The 17169-nt window shown below is 40.7% G+C and carries 19 protein-coding genes; 8 read left to right on the forward strand and 11 right to left on the reverse strand.

The features are described from left to right. Nucleotides 1-271: 271 nt before the first annotated feature. The 7 genes from J0X13_RS09290 to J0X13_RS09320 form a co-directional block, all read right to left on the reverse strand. Nucleotides 272-994, reverse strand: coding sequence for a GLPGLI family protein (locus J0X13_RS09290; RefSeq protein ID WP_207071166.1), 723 nt, complete (start codon nt 992-994; stop codon nt 272-274). 241 nt (nt 995-1235) lie between these two features. Beyond that, nucleotides 1236-1973 carry a GLPGLI family protein gene (locus J0X13_RS09295; RefSeq protein ID WP_207071167.1) on the reverse strand — a complete coding sequence of 246 codons (738 nt, stop codon included), beginning with the start codon at nt 1971-1973 and terminating at the stop codon, nt 1236-1238. A gap of 7 nt (nt 1974-1980) precedes the next feature. Then, the gene (locus J0X13_RS09300) at nt 1981-2718 is read right to left on the reverse strand and encodes a GLPGLI family protein (protein WP_207071168.1); all 738 of its coding nucleotides are present in this window, start codon (nt 2716-2718) and stop codon (nt 1981-1983) included. Nucleotides 2719-2774: 56 nt separating this feature from the next. Next, nucleotides 2775-2981, reverse strand: coding sequence for a hypothetical protein (locus tag J0X13_RS09305; protein ID WP_207071169.1), 207 nt, complete (start codon nt 2979-2981; stop codon nt 2775-2777). A 307-nt stretch (nt 2982-3288) separates the two neighbouring features. Next, nucleotides 3289-4956 (reverse strand): glycerol-3-phosphate dehydrogenase/oxidase, encoded by a 1668-nt coding sequence (locus J0X13_RS09310; protein ID WP_207071170.1) that lies wholly within the window; start codon nt 4954-4956, stop codon nt 3289-3291. A 4-nt stretch (nt 4957-4960) separates the two neighbouring features. Then, a complete protein-coding gene (locus J0X13_RS09315) occupies nt 4961-5269 on the reverse strand; it encodes an antibiotic biosynthesis monooxygenase family protein (protein ID WP_207071171.1) in 309 nt (102 codons plus the stop codon). Beyond that, the gene (locus J0X13_RS09320; RefSeq protein WP_207028351.1) at nt 5270-5626 is read right to left on the reverse strand and encodes a hypothetical protein; all 357 of its coding nucleotides are present in this window, start codon (nt 5624-5626) and stop codon (nt 5270-5272) included. A 60-nt stretch (nt 5627-5686) separates the two neighbouring features. On the opposite strand from J0X13_RS09320, the gene J0X13_RS09325 reads away from it, so the two are divergent. The 6 genes from J0X13_RS09325 (at nt 5687) to J0X13_RS09350 (ending at nt 10487) form a co-directional block, all read left to right on the forward strand. Beyond that, on the forward strand, nt 5687-6217 hold the full coding sequence (locus J0X13_RS09325) for a CvpA family protein (protein ID WP_207028353.1): 531 nt from the start codon (nt 5687-5689) through the stop codon (nt 6215-6217). Between the two features lie 189 nt (nt 6218-6406). After that, the gene (locus J0X13_RS09330) at nt 6407-6919 is read left to right on the forward strand and encodes a CAP domain-containing protein (protein ID WP_207071172.1); all 513 of its coding nucleotides are present in this window, start codon (nt 6407-6409) and stop codon (nt 6917-6919) included. A gap of 107 nt (nt 6920-7026) precedes the next feature. Next, nucleotides 7027-7569 (forward strand): 3-hydroxyanthranilate 3,4-dioxygenase, encoded by a 543-nt coding sequence (locus J0X13_RS09335; protein WP_207071173.1) that lies wholly within the window; start codon nt 7027-7029, stop codon nt 7567-7569. Beyond that, nucleotides 7566-7940 (forward strand): DUF1304 domain-containing protein, encoded by a 375-nt coding sequence (locus J0X13_RS09340; RefSeq protein WP_207071174.1) that lies wholly within the window; start codon nt 7566-7568, stop codon nt 7938-7940. Before J0X13_RS09335 ends, J0X13_RS09340 begins: the two co-directional genes overlap by 4 nt. A 70-nt stretch (nt 7941-8010) precedes the next feature. Continuing rightward, nucleotides 8011-9564: an L-piperidine-6-carboxylate dehydrogenase gene (gene amaB, locus J0X13_RS09345; protein ID WP_207071175.1), complete on the forward strand. Its 1554-nt coding sequence runs from the start codon at nt 8011-8013 to the stop codon at nt 9562-9564. Between the two features lie 359 nt (nt 9565-9923). After that, the gene (locus tag J0X13_RS09350) at nt 9924-10487 is read left to right on the forward strand and encodes a helix-hairpin-helix domain-containing protein (protein WP_207071176.1); all 564 of its coding nucleotides are present in this window, start codon (nt 9924-9926) and stop codon (nt 10485-10487) included. Between the two features lie 15 nt (nt 10488-10502). On the opposite strand, the gene J0X13_RS09355 is transcribed toward J0X13_RS09350, so the two are convergent. Both J0X13_RS09355 and J0X13_RS09360 read right to left on the reverse strand, forming a co-directional pair. Then, nucleotides 10503-11498, reverse strand: coding sequence for an acyl-ACP desaturase (locus tag J0X13_RS09355; RefSeq protein ID WP_207071177.1), 996 nt, complete (start codon nt 11496-11498; stop codon nt 10503-10505). A gap of 45 nt (nt 11499-11543) precedes the next feature. After that, nucleotides 11544-12269, reverse strand: coding sequence for a metallophosphoesterase (locus J0X13_RS09360; protein WP_207071178.1), 726 nt, complete (start codon nt 12267-12269; stop codon nt 11544-11546). A 141-nt stretch (nt 12270-12410) separates the two neighbouring features. Here J0X13_RS09360 and J0X13_RS09365 point away from each other — a divergent pair, with 141 nt between their 5' ends. Next, nucleotides 12411-13355 carry a carbohydrate kinase family protein gene (locus J0X13_RS09365; protein ID WP_207071179.1) on the forward strand — a complete coding sequence of 315 codons (945 nt, stop codon included), beginning with the start codon at nt 12411-12413 and terminating at the stop codon, nt 13353-13355. Further along, complete coding sequence (locus J0X13_RS09370; RefSeq protein ID WP_207071180.1) at nt 13356-15275, forward strand: amylosucrase; 1920 nt, start codon at nt 13356-13358, stop codon at nt 15273-15275. On the opposite strand, the gene J0X13_RS09375 is transcribed toward J0X13_RS09370, so the two are convergent. Together J0X13_RS09375 and J0X13_RS09380 are read right to left on the reverse strand one after the other, a co-directional pair. Next, nucleotides 15272-16408, reverse strand: a complete 1137-nt coding sequence (locus J0X13_RS09375) for an ATP-binding protein (RefSeq protein ID WP_207071181.1) — start codon at nt 16406-16408, stop codon at nt 15272-15274. The genes J0X13_RS09370 and J0X13_RS09375 overlap by 4 nt on opposite strands. Continuing rightward, complete coding sequence (locus J0X13_RS09380) at nt 16405-17160, reverse strand: SDR family NAD(P)-dependent oxidoreductase (RefSeq protein WP_207071182.1); 756 nt, start codon at nt 17158-17160, stop codon at nt 16405-16407. The genes J0X13_RS09375 and J0X13_RS09380 overlap by 4 nt, the downstream gene beginning before the upstream one ends. Between the last annotated feature and the right edge of the window lie 9 nt (nt 17161-17169).

Consider the following 17169-nt stretch of genomic DNA (forward strand, 5'->3'; position numbering starts at 1 on the left):
CCAAAAAATGTAAGATTGGTGTTAAGCTATGTAAAAATTATCTTTCAATGCCCTAGAAATCCATGGATGCTTCTTTTGGGTTGACGGATGGTAGTTATGAATTGAAGTTTTTAAATTTTAGGAAAGTAAAAAAGCTATAAAATGAAATCTGATTTTTACTATTTATGGATTGAAACACGATTTGTTCTGGACCACTTATTGATGGAGCTAAAACAAAGAATATAAATCAATAAAAAATATCGGCTCAATGCAATTGACTATTTCATGTAAATTACCTTCCTCCAAATCGTTCCTTGGCTATTTTGGCCCCTATGGCATCAAATTCTGCTTGTGTTATGGGTTTTTTTCCTTTAGGTGGAGCTATAAGGTTTCGTTGCTTTTCATCCAACTTGCCCAAGCTTATTTTATCTGCATAAAACACCCTATCCTTTTCCTGTAGTTCCAAAATCAGACCAGGAAGACCTGAATAATTTTTGGGGCCAAAAGGCAAATTTATTTCGGGAGTGTACCAGGCAACAACGGGGAATTCAAATCTTCCTTTGCTATTATTTACAACGTAAGTCGTAGTAGCTTTATAGCATCTGTATTTAGCTATATATTTACTTTCCTTTGTAAGCAACCAACCCTCCTTTACTATAGGGTGTTCAATAATAAACTGCTCCCCATAAGCCGGTTTATCCTCCAAAACAACACTTTTTTGAAAACTAGTATAATACTTTCCATCCGTTTCAATAATAGACAAAGCGATATCTAAACTACTATCTGCTTCACTTTTCAAAGTTTGTTCCTTGTAAAAAATGGAATTGTCCCCATTTCCCAAAAGAATAAATTCTATAGATTTCACCCTCTCTCTTGAAGTTTTATAAATATCCTCCAATACTTCGGGAACTTCCCACTCCAAAAGTTTTACCTTATAAATCAATTCTACTGAATTTTGTTGGGCTATTATCCCTATGGTCCAATTCAGGAATAAAAAAAATAATACTTTTTTCATTTTCAAAATATTTAATAGGTTAAGAAATAGATTCTCCTGCCCCTATTCAGCGCCAAAAATTGTAAGATTGATATGAAGCTATGTAAAACTTATCTTTCAATTCCCTAGAAATTCACGGATGCTTCTTTTAGATTGATAGATGATGGCATTGAGTTTACGAATTGACAAGTTTTGAGTTTTTTGAAAGGAAAACGCTTTAAAATACTATCGTTTTTTACTTTTCCCTGAGTTCTCTGAACTTCTACCACCCTTCATCCAACCGCGCTTTAACCTTATCCCCTTCCTTTTTATATTCTTCCTCGGTCATGGTGTCAATATCATTTGGCCAATCTATTTTTATATCTTTTTTGGGGTTTAGTCTAATCTCGCTAGTGGTGTAGGTAGCTATGGGCAATTTTAGTTCCAATATAAGGCCGGGTAGGTTACCTACGTAATCTATTGGACCAAAAGAAACCGGGATTTCCGGTGCATACCATGCTTTTGTATTCTCGTTCAATCCTGTTACCGATTTATCTAAAATGGCTTTGTAACAAACGAACTTTCCAATTTGTTTCTGTTCCTTGGTCAATGTCCAATCTTGTTTTGTTATTTCTGACTTTACATTATACTTCCTACCTTCATAAAAAGTCTGTAAAAGTTGGGTCCCATCTTTTATATCAGTATAATAAGTTCCATCAGAGGTGAGCATTTTCACCAAATCATCCAATTCTTCATAATCCGAAATACTGAGTCCTTTTTGATGTTGAAAAATGCTTTGCTCGTGGTTGAAGAGAAGCTCCAACTGAATGTTATTGGCCGCATCGGCGGTCATTCTAAACATCCTCCCCAATTCGGGCGATATTTTCCCATCATTTATCCCATCTTCATAAAAATCTTCCATGTTTATATTGTAGAGGATTTTTCCGCTTGTAATTTGGGCAAACAAAGCTTGGATGCTCATTATCATAAAACCAATGTATATAGCAATTTGGTTTTTCATGAACTTATTAATTAGGGATTGGCCTCATTTTCTGAAGGAGTTCCAAGTATTCCTTTTCACTCATTTCTTCTCCTTTCTCCATCTTCAATTTTTTTTGATTTTTGAGTTCTGCACCGATTTCAATCTTATCGGCATAAAAGAAAAGTTTTCCATTCATGGAACCCTCTAAAACCAAACCTGGTAGCCCGTCAATTCCCTTCGGGCCAAAGGGCACATTTATTTCTGGAGTAAACCAAGCTATAGGGGAAAAGGTTAACATTTTTTTTCGTCCAGGATCATATTGTTCTTTGTAACCAACAGCTTTATAGCAGGTATAACCCTTTATTTTTTTTGTTTCTTTAGTTATTTCCCAATGAAGTTCATTGGGGTCATAGAGCACATTTATTTTTTTTCCAAAATCTTGAACGTATTTTATTTTTTTTTCTTTGCTCCTGTAGTAAATTGAGTTTCCCCCTCCATGATTAACTGCCAATCTATACATTATGTCACTATCTCCAACTTCGAGCTTTTTATCGTATTGATAAACACCTAATTTATCATTTGACACCAATTCAAACTCCAATTCCGAATAGGCTTCGTAGAGTTCTTTAATCATAGCCCTGTGTTTAGTCGGTTTTGAATTGTCGTCGGACTCGATTCTTATCTTGTAAATAACTTTTAACTTTTCTTCTAAAGATTGTGCAAATGCTTCGACACAATTGCCGATGATTGTAAAACAAAGAATTATTAAATACTTTTTTTTCATTTAAAATTTTTTAAAAGGGTGGTAAACCACCCTTTTTTAGATATAGATATTATGTACTACATATAATTGGCACAATAGTTTACCAAACTATTGTAGTCCGCATTGTAATCATCAGCAGACATACATTTAGTTTCACTTTCAATAACTTCAAGTACTCCAGCTGCCCACTCTCCACATGTAAGCAGTTCCTTCTCTTCATAAGAATTGTTTGCTGATAGTACAAAAGAGAACAGAAGCAATAATCCAAAAATCACTCTTTTCATTTTCTAAAAATTTAATAGGTTAAGAATATGTTTCCCTTACCCATTTCAGCGCCGAAAATGTAAGATTGGTGTCAAGCTATGTAAAACTTATCTTTCAAAATTCCCAAAATCCACAGATGCCCCTTTTTGGGTTGACGGATAGCTGTTATGAATTGACGGATAGAGCAATGCTTTGTTAAGGGTCCACTTTGCTGATGGACAAACTGCAAAAGAAGTCTAGAACGCCCATTATCAAGGCAGTGTGCCAGATACTTTACAAGAACAAAAACCCGAAAAAGGTGTTTGAGAAGCTGACGGAGAAGTTGGATTACTCCCGCTCCAACGAAAAATCGGAATGCTCTTTAAGTTGTGCATTCAATTCCTTGGAAAAAGTCTCCATTTCTTGGTCGGAGTAGTTATATGCATTTTGGAATTCCTCAAAGACAGCTTCCTTGTACTTACGAACGCTGTCGATATCAAAATAAAGTCGACCTGTTCGTCTAATAAAAAAGTCCAATGGATTCAATGCCATTTCGTGGGCAATGGCAAATCGGGACTCGGCCCGGATCATCCGTTCTTTGGTCTTTTTACCTTTTATGTTGGCATATAGTTCCAAGATGGTTTCGGCTTGTTTGCCATACGTGGTCACTAAATACCAGGCATCGTATTTGGCAAATCCATCAGCCTGGAGTTGTTCCTCTAGTTTGGCGATGTATTTTTTTACGTGTTTGAACTTTTTAAAATCGTTCCCACAAAGTGGAATCTTGTCCGTGGTGCAATGTTCCGGTTTTGCCTCGTGATCTTCCTCCATTTTTTTGGCGATACGGTTCACAGCTCGTTCGGCCATTTTTCGGTATCCCGTAAGCTTCCCCCCTGCAATACTCACCAATCCTGTATCGGAAGTGAAAATTTCGTCTTTTCGTGATAATTCGGAGGCAGATTTTCCCTCTTCGTGAATTAACGGTCGCAATCCGGCCCAAGAAGAAATAATATCGTCCAGCTCCAATTCAATGTCGGGGAACATGTTATTCACTGCCGAAATCAGGTATATGGCATCTGCCAGTTCGGTGGTCACATGGTCCTTATCGGAATTGTAATTGGTATCTGTAGTGCCTATGTAGGTTACCTTTCCGCGTGGAATGGCAAACATCATCCGCCCGTCGGGAATATCAAAATATACGGATTGCTTCACAGGAAGTTTTTCCTTTGGAAACACCAAATGGACTCCTTTCGTTAAATGCAGTCGCTTCCCTTTTTTGGATTGATTGACACTCCGGAGTTCGTCCACCCAAGGGCCTGCGGCATTGATCACATATTTTGATGAAACGCTGTACTCATCTCCAAATACCTCGTCCGTAAACTTTACTCCCGCAACTTTTTCATTCTCATACATAAAATCGGTGACCTTGGTATAATTGAATATCTCCGCACCAAATTGAAGACTGGTCTTTAGGTTTTCCAAGGTCAATCGGGCATCGTCGGTTCTGTATTCGGCATAATACCCGGCTCCGTTCAAAATCTTTTTGGGTAAAAGGGGTTCCAACTTCATGGCCTCTTTTTTCTCCAACATCTGTCGTTTATCATCCCCGGAAACTTGGGCCAAAATATCATAGACCTTCAAACCTATGGACGTCAACCATTTTCCGTAGGAACCACCCTCGATCAATGGGAGTAACATCTTTTCTGGAAGCACCAAATGTGGGGCGAGTTTATGTACGATGGCCCTTTCGGAACCTACTTCCTTTACCAACCAAAAGTCGAATTGCTTTAAGTAACGCAGCCCACCATGAATCAATTTGGTGGATTTACTGCTGGTACCCGAGGCAAAATCTCCTTTTTCGAGTAATAGCACCTTCATTCCGCGAGACGAAGCATCCAATGCTATACCAGCTCCCGTGATCCCCCCGCCAATTACTACGAGGTCATAGGTAATTTTGGCTGCTTTCTGCAGTTTGTTCTTTCTGTCTACGTTGGAAAAAGCAATGTTCTCGCCCATATTTCTATTTATTGAATTCGTATTCACGCTCCACCTTGCAAATCCTGACCTTATACCATGAATACCATGTTTGTATTCCCTTTTTCTGGGCTTGTTTATGATCCATATTGGCTTTCCAGTCGGCAATGGCTTCCAAACTTTCCCAATAGCTCACTGTAATGCCCACACCGTCCCTAGCACTTTCAATGTCCAAAAATCCAGGTTGTTTTCGGGCCAAAGTTTCCATTTCTTCAGCCATTTGAGCATAACCTTCATCCCCATCGGTTCTTAGACTAGAAAAAATCACTGCGTAGTATGGTTTGGCAAGTTCCATTTAAGTGATGTATTCTTTTTCCAAGAAATAATTGACCAGCGCTTCCTTCATTAAAACGGATTGCTCACCGGCCTTTAACGGTGGTAACTGTTCCTTCATGGTATAATGTGGCCATCCGTCGTCATCAAAAAAATCAAAATCATAGTACCCATAAGGCTCCAAAAGCCTGCAAATGGCAATATGCATCAGGTTGACCTTCTCATCCTTTTTAAACTTTCGATGAAAATTACCCAGTTCTTGAACCCCTACCAAATAGACAATCCCGTCCAATTCCAGTGGGTCACCATCAGAAAATTGTGCGGAGAGTTTCTCCACCAAAAAATTCCATCGTTCCTTTAATTGATCGTCTCTTGACATATGAATTGTTAAGTGTACCAAAGGTACAAATCAATATTCTATATTTGTTAAAACCCTTGTATGAGCTTTTTGGACATTATCATCGGTATTCTTTTGGTCTGGGGCCTTTTTAAAGGCTTAAAAAACGGTCTGTTTGTTGAGTTGGCTTCATTGATTGCCTTGATCGCGGGAATATATGGTGCTATCCATTTTTCATACATCACCGGCGATTACCTTGCCGAGCAGTTCGATTGGAGCGATCAACACCTAAAAATTGCTGCATTCCTGATTACCTTCTTTGCCATCATCATAGTAGTAAACTTGGCCGGAAAGTTTCTGACCAAGATTGCCGATTTTGCCATGCTCGGGCTTTTGAACAAAATTGCCGGGGGCATTTTTGGAGTGCTAAAAGTTGCCGTAATCCTGGGTGCGTTCCTCATTTTCTTTGAAAAGCTTTCATCTCCCTTAGGACTCATCAACGAGGAAACCAAAAAAGAATCTGTTTTCTACGAACCTATCAAAGAAATTGGTGCATTGGTTTTCTCTTTTGTTTTTGATGAGGAGAAAAACAACCCTTCAGACCCAATGGAGAGCTCAGAAGAAATTATATAAACGGGGCATTTTTATCGATAAGTGGCATTGGGCATTTCCTAAAAAATGTCGTTCATCTCAGCATACTGTATTTCAACGTAATAATAGACCCTAACATGGAGATTTTATCCGAATGGAAAAAGTGTCCATTATTTTAGCAAGTGAGAACACTAGGGAACTTAGAACACTCCCGAAAAAACACCCCGAAAAATGAAAAAATTTTCTGGCACTACGCTGGTCATACTCTTTTTATTGGTAATCAGTAGCTGCAGTAAGTCTTCTACAGAAGAACTTGAACAACTATACACCGAAGCCAATCTGGGAAATGAAAAAGTAACCATAGATCCCGTTCAAATGGAAGAAGATTTGGTTCTTTTGATAAATCAGCACCGAAATTCCCTTGGATTAAATACCTTGGCCAATAGTGCTCCGGCTTACAAATATGCAGAAGCGCATACGGATTACATGATTGCGCACAATATCCTTAGCCATGATAATTTTGACTCACGGGCATCCCAAGTTGCCGAGGAGACCAATGCCATAAGTGTTTCGGAAAATGTAGCCAGATATTACATTTCCGCGGAGAAAACCTTGGAAGCATGGGTAGAAAGTGATTCGCACAGGGAGGCGATGGAAGGGGATTTTACCCACACCACCTTGAGTATCCAGCTGGATAAAGATGGAAGACCTTATTTTACCCAGATATTCATCAAAGTACCATAACAAAACAAGACTATACACTTTAAAAAGACCTGCCAGGTAGCAGGTCTTTTTTGTTGATTGCTATGTTGCCTGCAAGGTTTTTTTTACCTTTCGTAAAATCTTTGAACATGGCGATACAGGCACCTTTTAATCTTAACAAATGGATTGAGGAAAACCGGGACACCTTAAAACCTCCTGTTGGAAATAGAAATCTTTACAAAGAATCCGGCGATTACATTGTTATGATCGTGGCCGGACCCAACGCACGAAAAGACTACCATTACAACGAAACCGAAGAACTTTTTTATCAGCTCGAAGGGAATATTGAAGTTCATATCCAGGAAGGTGGTCAAAAAAAGACCATGAAGCTCGGGCCTGGCGATATGTACCTTCATCCTGCCAAAGTGCCTCATTCCCCTGCCCGCCAAGAAGGTTCCATTGGACTAGTGGTGGAGCGAAAACGTACGGATCTTGATGCCGAAGATGGACTACTTTGGTTTTGCGACAACTGTAATCATAAATTGTACGAGGTTTATTTTAAACTTAATGATATTGAGAAAGATTTCTTGGGTCATTTTAAGCACTTTTACGGTTCCGAAGAATTGCGTACCTGCGATAAATGTGGCACGGTTATGCCAGTTGATGAACGTTTCGTGGCCAAAGAAGAATGATACTCCTTTTAGCAAAAACCGTCATTGGGATCGTAGCTTTGCTCCATATCTACTTTTTGTGGTTGGAAATGTTTGCCTGGACAACCAAGGCCAAAAAAGTATTCCGGAAATTCCCTGAAGAATTGTTTGAACCCACAAAAACATTGGCGGCCAACCAAGGTTTGTACAATGGCTTTTTGGCAGCAGGACTTATTTGGTCCCTGACCATTCAAGATGCAGTATGGCAAATTTATGTGGGATTGTTCTTTTTAGCATGCGTGGCAACTGCTGGCATCTATGGAGCTGCAACCGCATCAAAAAAAATATTTGCGGTACAAGGTCTTCCGGCAATCTTGGGAATTGTTCTACTATTGATCCATCAATTCCTATAAACCGTTTATCCTCTAGGAGAATATTCGTAATATTGTAAAAATATAACAATACATCATTAAAAAGTTATAAATGTCAAAAATTGCAACTGATTTTGGAATAGAAGAGGCCTTAAAAGAACTTGGCCTAAACGAAATAAATAATGGTACTTCTACCGGAAAAGATTGGTTTTCCAATGGAGACGTTATTGCATCCTACTCACCTGTTGATGGTGAACTCATTGGAAAGGTGAAAACTACAACCAAGGAAGATTACGAAAAAGTAATTAGTACCGCTCAAAAAGGTTTTAAAAAATGGAGAACCATGCCTGCTCCCCAACGCGGTGAGGTGGTTCGCCAATTTAACGACGAGCTTCGACGTTTAAAAGAACCATTGGGCAAATTGGTGTCCTATGAAATGGGGAAAAGCTACCAAGAAGGCTTGGGCGAAGTACAAGAAATGATCGATATCTGTGACTTTGCAGTTGGCTTATCACGCCAATTGCACGGGCTTACCATGCACAGCGAGCGACCTGGCCATAGAATGTACGAGCAATATCATCCCCTTGGTGTTGTCGGTATCATTTCAGCCTTCAACTTTCCAGTGGCGGTTTGGTCCTGGAATACTGCCTTAGCTTGGGTTTGTGGCGATGCTTGTATTTGGAAAGGTTCTGAAAAAACACCGATGACCTCGGTGGCCTGTCAAAACATAGCAGCTAGAGTGTTTTCTGAAAATGGAGTGCCGGAAGGTATTTCTTGTTTGATAACGGGAGACTACAAAGTAGGTGAATTCATGACCAAGGATGATCGCGTTCCGTTAATTTCGGCCACTGGATCTATTAGAATGGGTAAAATAGTGGCTCAAGCGGTAGCAGCAAGATTGGGAAAATCCCTTTTGGAGCTTGGTGGTAACAACGCAATAATAGTTACCCCGGATGCCAATATTAAAAACACGGTGATCGGTGCCGTATTTGGTGCGGTCGGTACTTGTGGTCAGCGTTGCACCTCAACACGTCGATTGATCGTGCATGAGGATGTATACGATAAGGTCAAAAATGCCATCGTTGACGCTTATAAGCAAATACGTATTGGAAATCCTTTAGATGAAAACAACCATGTTGGGCCGCTTATTGATAAAGATGCCGTCAAAAACTACCTGAGTGCACTTGAGAAAGTTGAGGCCGAGGGCGGAAAAATTTTAGTTGAAGGCGGTGTGCTCAAAGGTGAAGGCTACGAAAGCGGGTGCTATGTAAAACCTGCTATTGCCGAAGCCGAAAACCACTTTGATATTGTTCAACACGAAACATTTGGTCCAGTCTTATACCTTTTGAAGTACAAAGGTGACCTACAAAATGCCCTGGGCATGCAGAATGGTGTAAAACAAGGGCTTTCCTCTGCCATAATGACCAACAACTTGCGTGAAGCAGAGCGTTTCCTTTCCGTTGAAGGTTCCGATTGTGGTATTGCCAACGTGAACATTGGTACTTCTGGAGCTGAAATCGGTGGTGCCTTTGGTGGTGAAAAAGAAACTGGTGGTGGTAGAGAAAGTGGTTCTGATGCTTGGAAGATATACATGCGCAGACAAACCAACACCATTAATTACACTACAGAACTACCGTTGGCACAAGGCATCAAGTTCGACCTTTAAAAAGAAAAAGCCGCCCATTTAGACTAAACGCTAAATGGGCAGTCTTTAAAACCAACTTAACTAACTCAAACTTAACTTAAAAACCCCATTCCAATGCCGGAACTTTGTCGGGAGAAACAGGGTTCTTTACCTAATATTTGACTTAAATTTCAAAATATTTTAGCGAGATATTAAATGGTATCTTACGAGTGGTCAAAAAAAGTGTGTGGTTGGTATCTTTTATTCTATTTTCTGTTTTTGATTTTTCCTACAAATTGTCCATATTTCCAAAATGGACAACTTCATGTGCTTTTAATTTAGAGTTTTAAGATTTTTTTAATAATTTAAAAGTGCAGTTTTTGCTGTTCAAACATCTAACTATGGATTGGGAAAGTTCAACTATATGGTATTGGATTATTTTGGCTTTCACAGGAATCATTGCTGGAATCCTTGGTTACTTTTTTGGAAAGTCCGATACGCCCTCTATTCCTCAAAAATCCGCAGAACTGAATGAACTTGAGGTACAAAACGCCAAGCTAAAGTCTGATTTGGAGACCTGCCAAAAACGGCTTGGGTCTTACACTACAAAAACAAAGGATCTTAAACCGGATTCAAACATAAATCTTTCGGAAAGCAGGTCTTTCTCCTTTAATGCCCCAGAAGCCAAAGCAGCGTTTGGAAAAAACATTAAAGAAAACGATTTAAAACTTGTTGAAGGTATTGGCCCAAAAATCGAAGAGTTGTTCCACAATTTTGGGATTAAAACCTGGAAAGCCTTATCCGAAACCTCCGCAGACAAATGTCAAGAAGTACTCGACTCCGGTGGAAAGCGTTACCGCATCCACGACCCAGCTTCTTGGCCCATGCAAGCCAAAATGGCTTACGAAGGACACTGGCAGCAGTTGTTCGAGTGGCAGGAAAAACACCGTGCCGGTAAATATTAAGTAGTAGAATTTGTTCTAGAGCATACCGTTGGCCTCTACCCACTTAAATGTATATTGCTCTTGTGAAAATTGCATTCGCTCGGAAATACGCTGCAGCCTTTCTGGAAGTTTCATTAAATAAACCCTCCCTTTTTCTGCCTGCTCGGACAATCCCCTTAGGTTTCCTATGTCCCAATAATCGTTCAGTTTTTTTAGAATATCGATATAGTCCTGGGCGGTATACACTCCCAATCGTTGTGCACAATTGGAAAACTGCTCAAAAGCTTCGCCAATGGTACCGCCCGACTCCCGTAAAAAATGTGCCGGCATCACAATTTTTTTCTTCATCATATCTGCAAAGGCCAATACCATGCCGTCGGGGTCTTGCCCCATGATTGTTTTAACGAACTCTCGATAAGCCAAATGGTGTCTCATCTCATCCCCAGCGATTATGGTACACATTTTTGCCAAAAGTGGATTTCCCTTCTTCTTGGCCATCTTGCCCACTCTTTTATGCGAAATATTGGTAGCCAGCTCCTGAAAAGTGGTATATACAAAGTTCTTATATGGGTCTCTATCGGTTCCTATGTCAAATCCATCAGATATCAAATGCTGTGTGGTAATCTCGATTTCGCGCATATTTACGCGGCCCGACAGGTACAAATACTTGTTCAAGACATCGCCATGACGATTCTCCTCAGCGGTCCAGGCTCGCACCCATTTGCTCCAGCCATTTTCCTTTCCGTTGTGTTGATCTATGCCCTCCACATCCATCAACCAAGATTCGTAAGTCGGCAAGGCCTCTTCTGTAATGGTATCGGCCACAAGGGTGACCCAAAAATCATAACCAAGTTCTTTGGCTTCACCGCGGATTTTTTCTACTTCATCAAAAAAATCATCACTTTGGGAATCTGGCAAAAAATCGGTGGGTTGCCATATTTTTTCTGTTGGTATAAGAAATTCATCAATGAATCCTTCCACTTTGGGTTCAATCGCCTGCATTACTTCCAATCGTACATTCTTGATCGACATATTCGGGGTTTTAATTATTGTCCTTATAAGTTAATGATTTTACCGCTAATTCCTTCCTCTTTCTCCAGGATAAAATGTATGTACAGGATCACTTTGCCAATATTCCTTGGTTTCGACATCCAACATGGTCAATCCTCCCTTAAAAGCAGCTCCTGTATCCACATTCCAAACATTTGCTTTTTTCTGTGGATGTACAAACTCATTTTTCGACAACGGAGTATGGCCGATAAAAACTTCTTTGTAGTGGGTCAATCTTTTTGGAAACCTTGGGTCGTTAGGTGTCAGATCGGAATCAAGTGCAGAGGCCAACTCCCATAAGGTACGATCCCAGTAAAAAGATTGCTCAAAATATTCATATTCGACACCTTTTAAATTGGTATAACCAGCATGTAGGTACAATCGGTTGTCATTGGTAAGGTGATAGTTCTTTAAATTTTGATAAAACTTAAGATGTATGTCCCATTTGTCCCTGTCCGCATTTAAATAGGATTCCCTTGTCGCCATTCCCCCGTGCGCCAACCATTGTGGATTTTCCTTTTGATCCTCGAGCCAAGCCCTGCAAAGCTCATCGTGATTTCCCCGAATGAACGTACAGGTATACTCACTTTCCAATTGGATTAAAAAATCGATGGTTTCCACCGCTGTACTCCAAGCATCCACATAATCTCCCAAAAAAACAATATGGTCGTTCGGAGTAACCTTCGCCTTTGTCATTAATTGTTCCAACGCCCGTACCCCAGAATGAATGTCGCCCACAACAAGTGTTCGCATAGAAAAGTTTTTCGCAATATTACACACAAATGGTTGGCTTGTGAAAAATCCTAGCGGCTTTATCACGTATTTAACCTAGAATTCAAATAAAACTAACTGATTTTTGGACATGGTATCAATTTCTATGTACCTTAGAATAATATGAAAAAAGTTTACTGTATTGGTGAATTACTGATAGATTTTGTCGCTGAACGACAAGGAAGCGACCTTTCCAAAGCCAATGTGTTTACCAAGAAAGCAGGCGGTGCCCCTGCCAATGTAGCCTGTGCCATTTCCAAATTGGGCGGAAACGGTGTTTTTATCGGATGTGTTGGCGACGATCCATTTGGTAAATTCCTTTTGGAAACCCTGAAGAAGGAAGGAGTGGATATTTCACTGGCACAACTATCGGACACCTTTACCACGCTTGCCTTTGTTTCGCTCTCGGAAGATGGAGAACGAGACTTTGTTTTTAGTAGAGGGGCCGACAGGGAACTCAAATATAATCCCAATCTGAGGAAAAATCTTTCCGGGAACATTCTTCATCTTGGCGCTGCCACCGCTCTTTTGGGCGGACCGCTGGAAAAGACGTACACCAAATATCTTTTTGATGGACTTACCAAGGAGATGTTCATCAGTTTTGACCCCAATTTTAGAATTGACCTTTGGAAAGAAGATCAGGAAACCTTTATTAAGAAATGTATGCCGTTTGTGGAGAAATCACACCTGTGCAAGTTCAGCTTGGAGGAGGCACAGCTTATCTCTGGAAAAGAAGATTTACATGAGGCTTGCGACCTATTGCACAAGGCAGGGACTAAAATTATTACGGTAACATTGGGCAAGGACGGGACTTTATTGAGTATGAACGGTACCAAAAAGGTGATTCCAAGCGTGAAGGTTGCCCCTGTTGATACCACAGGAGCAGGTGATTCCTTTATAGGGTGCTTGTTGTATCAAATTTCGGACCTCGGCAATTTTGAACCAATTTTCGAGGATTTTCCACTCGTTGAAAAAATGGTAGCCATGGCCAACAAAGCAGGGGCCATAACCACTACAAATTATGGGGCAATTGTGGCGCTGCCCACAAAAGAAGATTTGGAAAAATAAATGAACCAAGCTGAATTACATAGACTGCTCAGCCAAAAAGACAAGAACGATCAAGAGCTATTTGATCAACGATTGGCCGCCAACCTCACCCTTATTCAAAAACAATTCTTTTCCCTATACCCAGAAGAGCAACATAAAAATGATTTCCAAAAATTATTGGAGTTACTTTCCACTTTGTTTTTGGAGCGACCAGAAATATTACGGAACCAAGATTTAAATAGATTGCAGTCCGGCAATTGGTACCAGTCCGAAAAGCTCGTGGGAATGCAGCTTTATGTGGAACATTTCAACAAAGACTTAGAAGGGCTGCAAGAGAAAATCCCTTATTTCAAAAAACTTGGGGTCAACTTTTTGCACCTGATGCCCATCACTACCCGACCCAAGGGAGAAAGCGATGGCGGATATGCAGTAAACAACTACTTGGAGGTGGACAAAAAATATGGCTCCAAGGAAGATCTGCTCGAATTGACCAAAGCGTTCCGTAAAAACGGTATCTATTTGATGCTCGATTTTGTGGTGAACCACACCTCAAATGAATTTTCATGGGCCAAAAAAGCCAAAAAAGGGAATAAAAAATACCAGGGATACTATTACATCTACGAAGATTTTACCATCCCTGCAGAATTTGAAAAAACTTTGCCCGAGGTTTTTCCCGAAAGTTCGCCTGGAAATTTTACCTATATCCCTGAAATGGAAAAATGGGTGATGACAGTCTTCAATAGCTATCAATGGGACCTCAACTATACCAATCCCGAAGTATTTTTGGAAATGCTCACCAATTTGGTAAAGCTAACGGACATGGGCGTGGATGTGGTCCGTTTTGATGCGCTTGCTTTCCTGTGGAAAAAAATAGGGACCATCTCCCAAAACCTACCCGAAGCGCACAACCTTATTACGCTGTTCCGAATGTGCCTGCAGGTAGTGGCCCCGGGCTCCATTCTTTTGGCAGAAGCCATTGTGGCCCCAACGGACATCATAAAATATTTTGGTGAAGAAGAAAAGCAAGGCAATGAATGTGAGATTGCCTACAACGCATCTTTGATGGCACTATTATGGAATTCCATCGCCACAAAAAAAACACAATTGCTCTATAAAAGCTTGATGCATGTACCTTCCAAACCCAAGGATTGCACTTGGATCAATTATATCCGTTGCCACGACGATATTGGATTGGGATACGAAAACCACCTCATACAGGAATTGGGATGGAACCCCGAAATGCACCGAAAATTTTTGTTGGACTACTTTTGTCAACGATTGGATTGGTCGCCAGCCACTGGAATGCTTTTTATGTACAATCCAAAAACAGGGGATGGTCGCATCACAGGAAGCGCAGCCTCCTTGTTGGGTCTTGAAAAGGCACTTAAAAACAAAGATGAAGACTTATTGCAAGAGTCGGTGCGAAAAATTATTATGCTGCACGGGATCACATTGGCCTTCGGAGGTATTCCGTTGATTTATGCAGGGGACGAAATAGGAACACTAAACGACTATTCCTTTCAAAACGATCCTGCAAAAAAAGGGGATAGCCGATGGGTAAACCGTCCGATGCAGGATTGGGAAACCATTTCAAATTTGGACAACAAGGACCTACCACAATCCAGCATATTCCATACGCTTCAAAAACTCATCAAAATAAGAAAGGAAAACACGGTTTTCGCGGACCACAACAATCTTGAGTTGTGCCATACCGGGAACGACCATATTTTTTCTTTTGAAAGAACCCAAGGTAAAAAAGGATTGTTGGTCATCTGCAATTTTGATGAGAATGCTCAGGTTATCGATAGTAGCTGGATCAAAAAACTGGGGTATTTCAGTAATGGAGAACCATTGGATTTGGTGTCCGGTGAAAAAGTGGGTCTGAACAGCGCCCTATTGGAAATAATGCCCTATCAGATGCTCTGGCTGATGAGGTCCTAGGCGTATCTGACCTTTCTCAATATCCGTTGCGACTCCTTCAAAGATTGATACACATGGGTGTCGTAAGCTTTGAGCAATGCTCTTGAATTGTCCATTTTATCCTTGGCCTCTTCAAAACCATTTAAATAGCAAATAAGATAGGTCGCTGGCAAATGGGTAATATCCGTATGCTCGGCATCGGTCAATGGAATATGGTTTTCCAGTTTTTTGAGCAACGCATTATTGGTATTGTACACATGATACAGCGTTTTTTTATCAAACTGAGGTGGTTCAAATATTAGTTTGCTGTTGATGGTGTACTTGCCATTGTCCGAAAATGTGATCGTCATTTCTTCCAAGGGATAATATTTTTGCTGAGACCCCAATCCCAATTGCACATATTCCAACGTTTTAAAGGAATCATCATCATAATCAATGGTGATTTCATCCAAAGCGGAATAGAACAATTTGACTTGTTCGTTGATCAATTCAATATCCACCCTTGAATAATAGACCTTTCCCTTGACCTTCTTTTTATTGCCTGCCCAACAGACCACAAATTGTTCTTTGAAAACCTTGTAATCACTTGTTAAATCTGGGTGTCTTGTATTGAAGAAATTGATGACGGCATCCAGTGTATATTCGATATTGTTCCGAGCGTGCTGCTCAATAGTGGCCACCTTTTCGGAATTGATATCCTTGAGTTCAATATCAAAAGCTTTGGGTAGGCTAATGCTCCCTTCGCGAAAGAAAACGGCTCCCCCGTAGTACTTCCAAATATTTTTACGCAGGGCACAGACCTTCCCGTTGGACCTGATGGTGACCAATCCGACCACCTTGCCTTCGGGCAAATGCGGAAAGGGAATGTTTTCGTAGGAAATCAAAGGAGGATTTTCCAAATAGGCATTGACGAGGTTCTGTATCTTACTATCATCGAAAAAATCGACACCAACAATCGTATTGTCCTCATCCTCTACCCCGATTACGATAAAAGAGTTGTTTTTCGGGTTGCTATTGGCCAAGGCACAGACATGTTTTAAAAACTTGGCCTTGCCTTCCTTTTCACCAATGGATATAAAACGCTTTTTGTCGTAAAAACTATTCTCGTCGTTGTGGGCCAAAAGATTTTTTACGAGTAGGCGTTTATTGATCATAGTTCCTTCTTCACAATTGTGCTGCTGGCCTGTGCGGTGGGCATTACCACAAGGTCGGCAATGTTCACATGGTAGGGTCGGGTAACCACGAACAGGATAATGTCCGCAATGTCCTCTGGTTTTAAGGGTTGAAAACCCTTGTACACATTCGATGCCCTTTCCGAGTCTCCTTTGAATCGAACATCACTGAATTCAGTTTCTACCAAGCCCGGGTTTACGGCCCCAACGCGAATACCATAAGCATTTAAATCGATTCGCATACCTTGGTTTATGGCATCCACGGCGTGCTTACTTGCGCAATATACATTTCCGTTGGGGTAAACCTCTTTACCTGCCGTGGAACCAATATTGATGATATGCCCTGATTTGCGTTCCACCATTTTAGGGATGATGGCCTTGGATATATAGAGCAACCCTTTTACATTGATGTCCAACATGGCATCCCAATCGTCTGGGTTGCCCTTGTCTATAGGGTCCAGACCGTGGGCATTCCCCGCGTTGTTGACCAAAATGTCTATCTCTGAAAATTCCTTGGGCAAACTTTCAATGGCAGAGAAGACGTCCGTTCTATTTCTCACATCAAAGTTAAGTGTGTAGATGGACGTATCCCTTCCCAACTCATTTTTAAGTTGTTCCAAGCGCTCTTGCCTTCGTCCACAAAGGATTAAATTGATGCCTTGCTTTGCAAAAAGTTCAGCGGTTGCTTTTCCTATTCCGCTGGTTGCTCCTGTTATTAATGCTGTTTTTGCCATTCTAAATTT

This window comes from [Muricauda] lutisoli (nom. illeg.), from assembly GCF_017313105.1.
In the GTDB taxonomy this organism is placed as follows: domain Bacteria; phylum Bacteroidota; class Bacteroidia; order Flavobacteriales; family Flavobacteriaceae; genus Flagellimonas; species Flagellimonas lutisoli.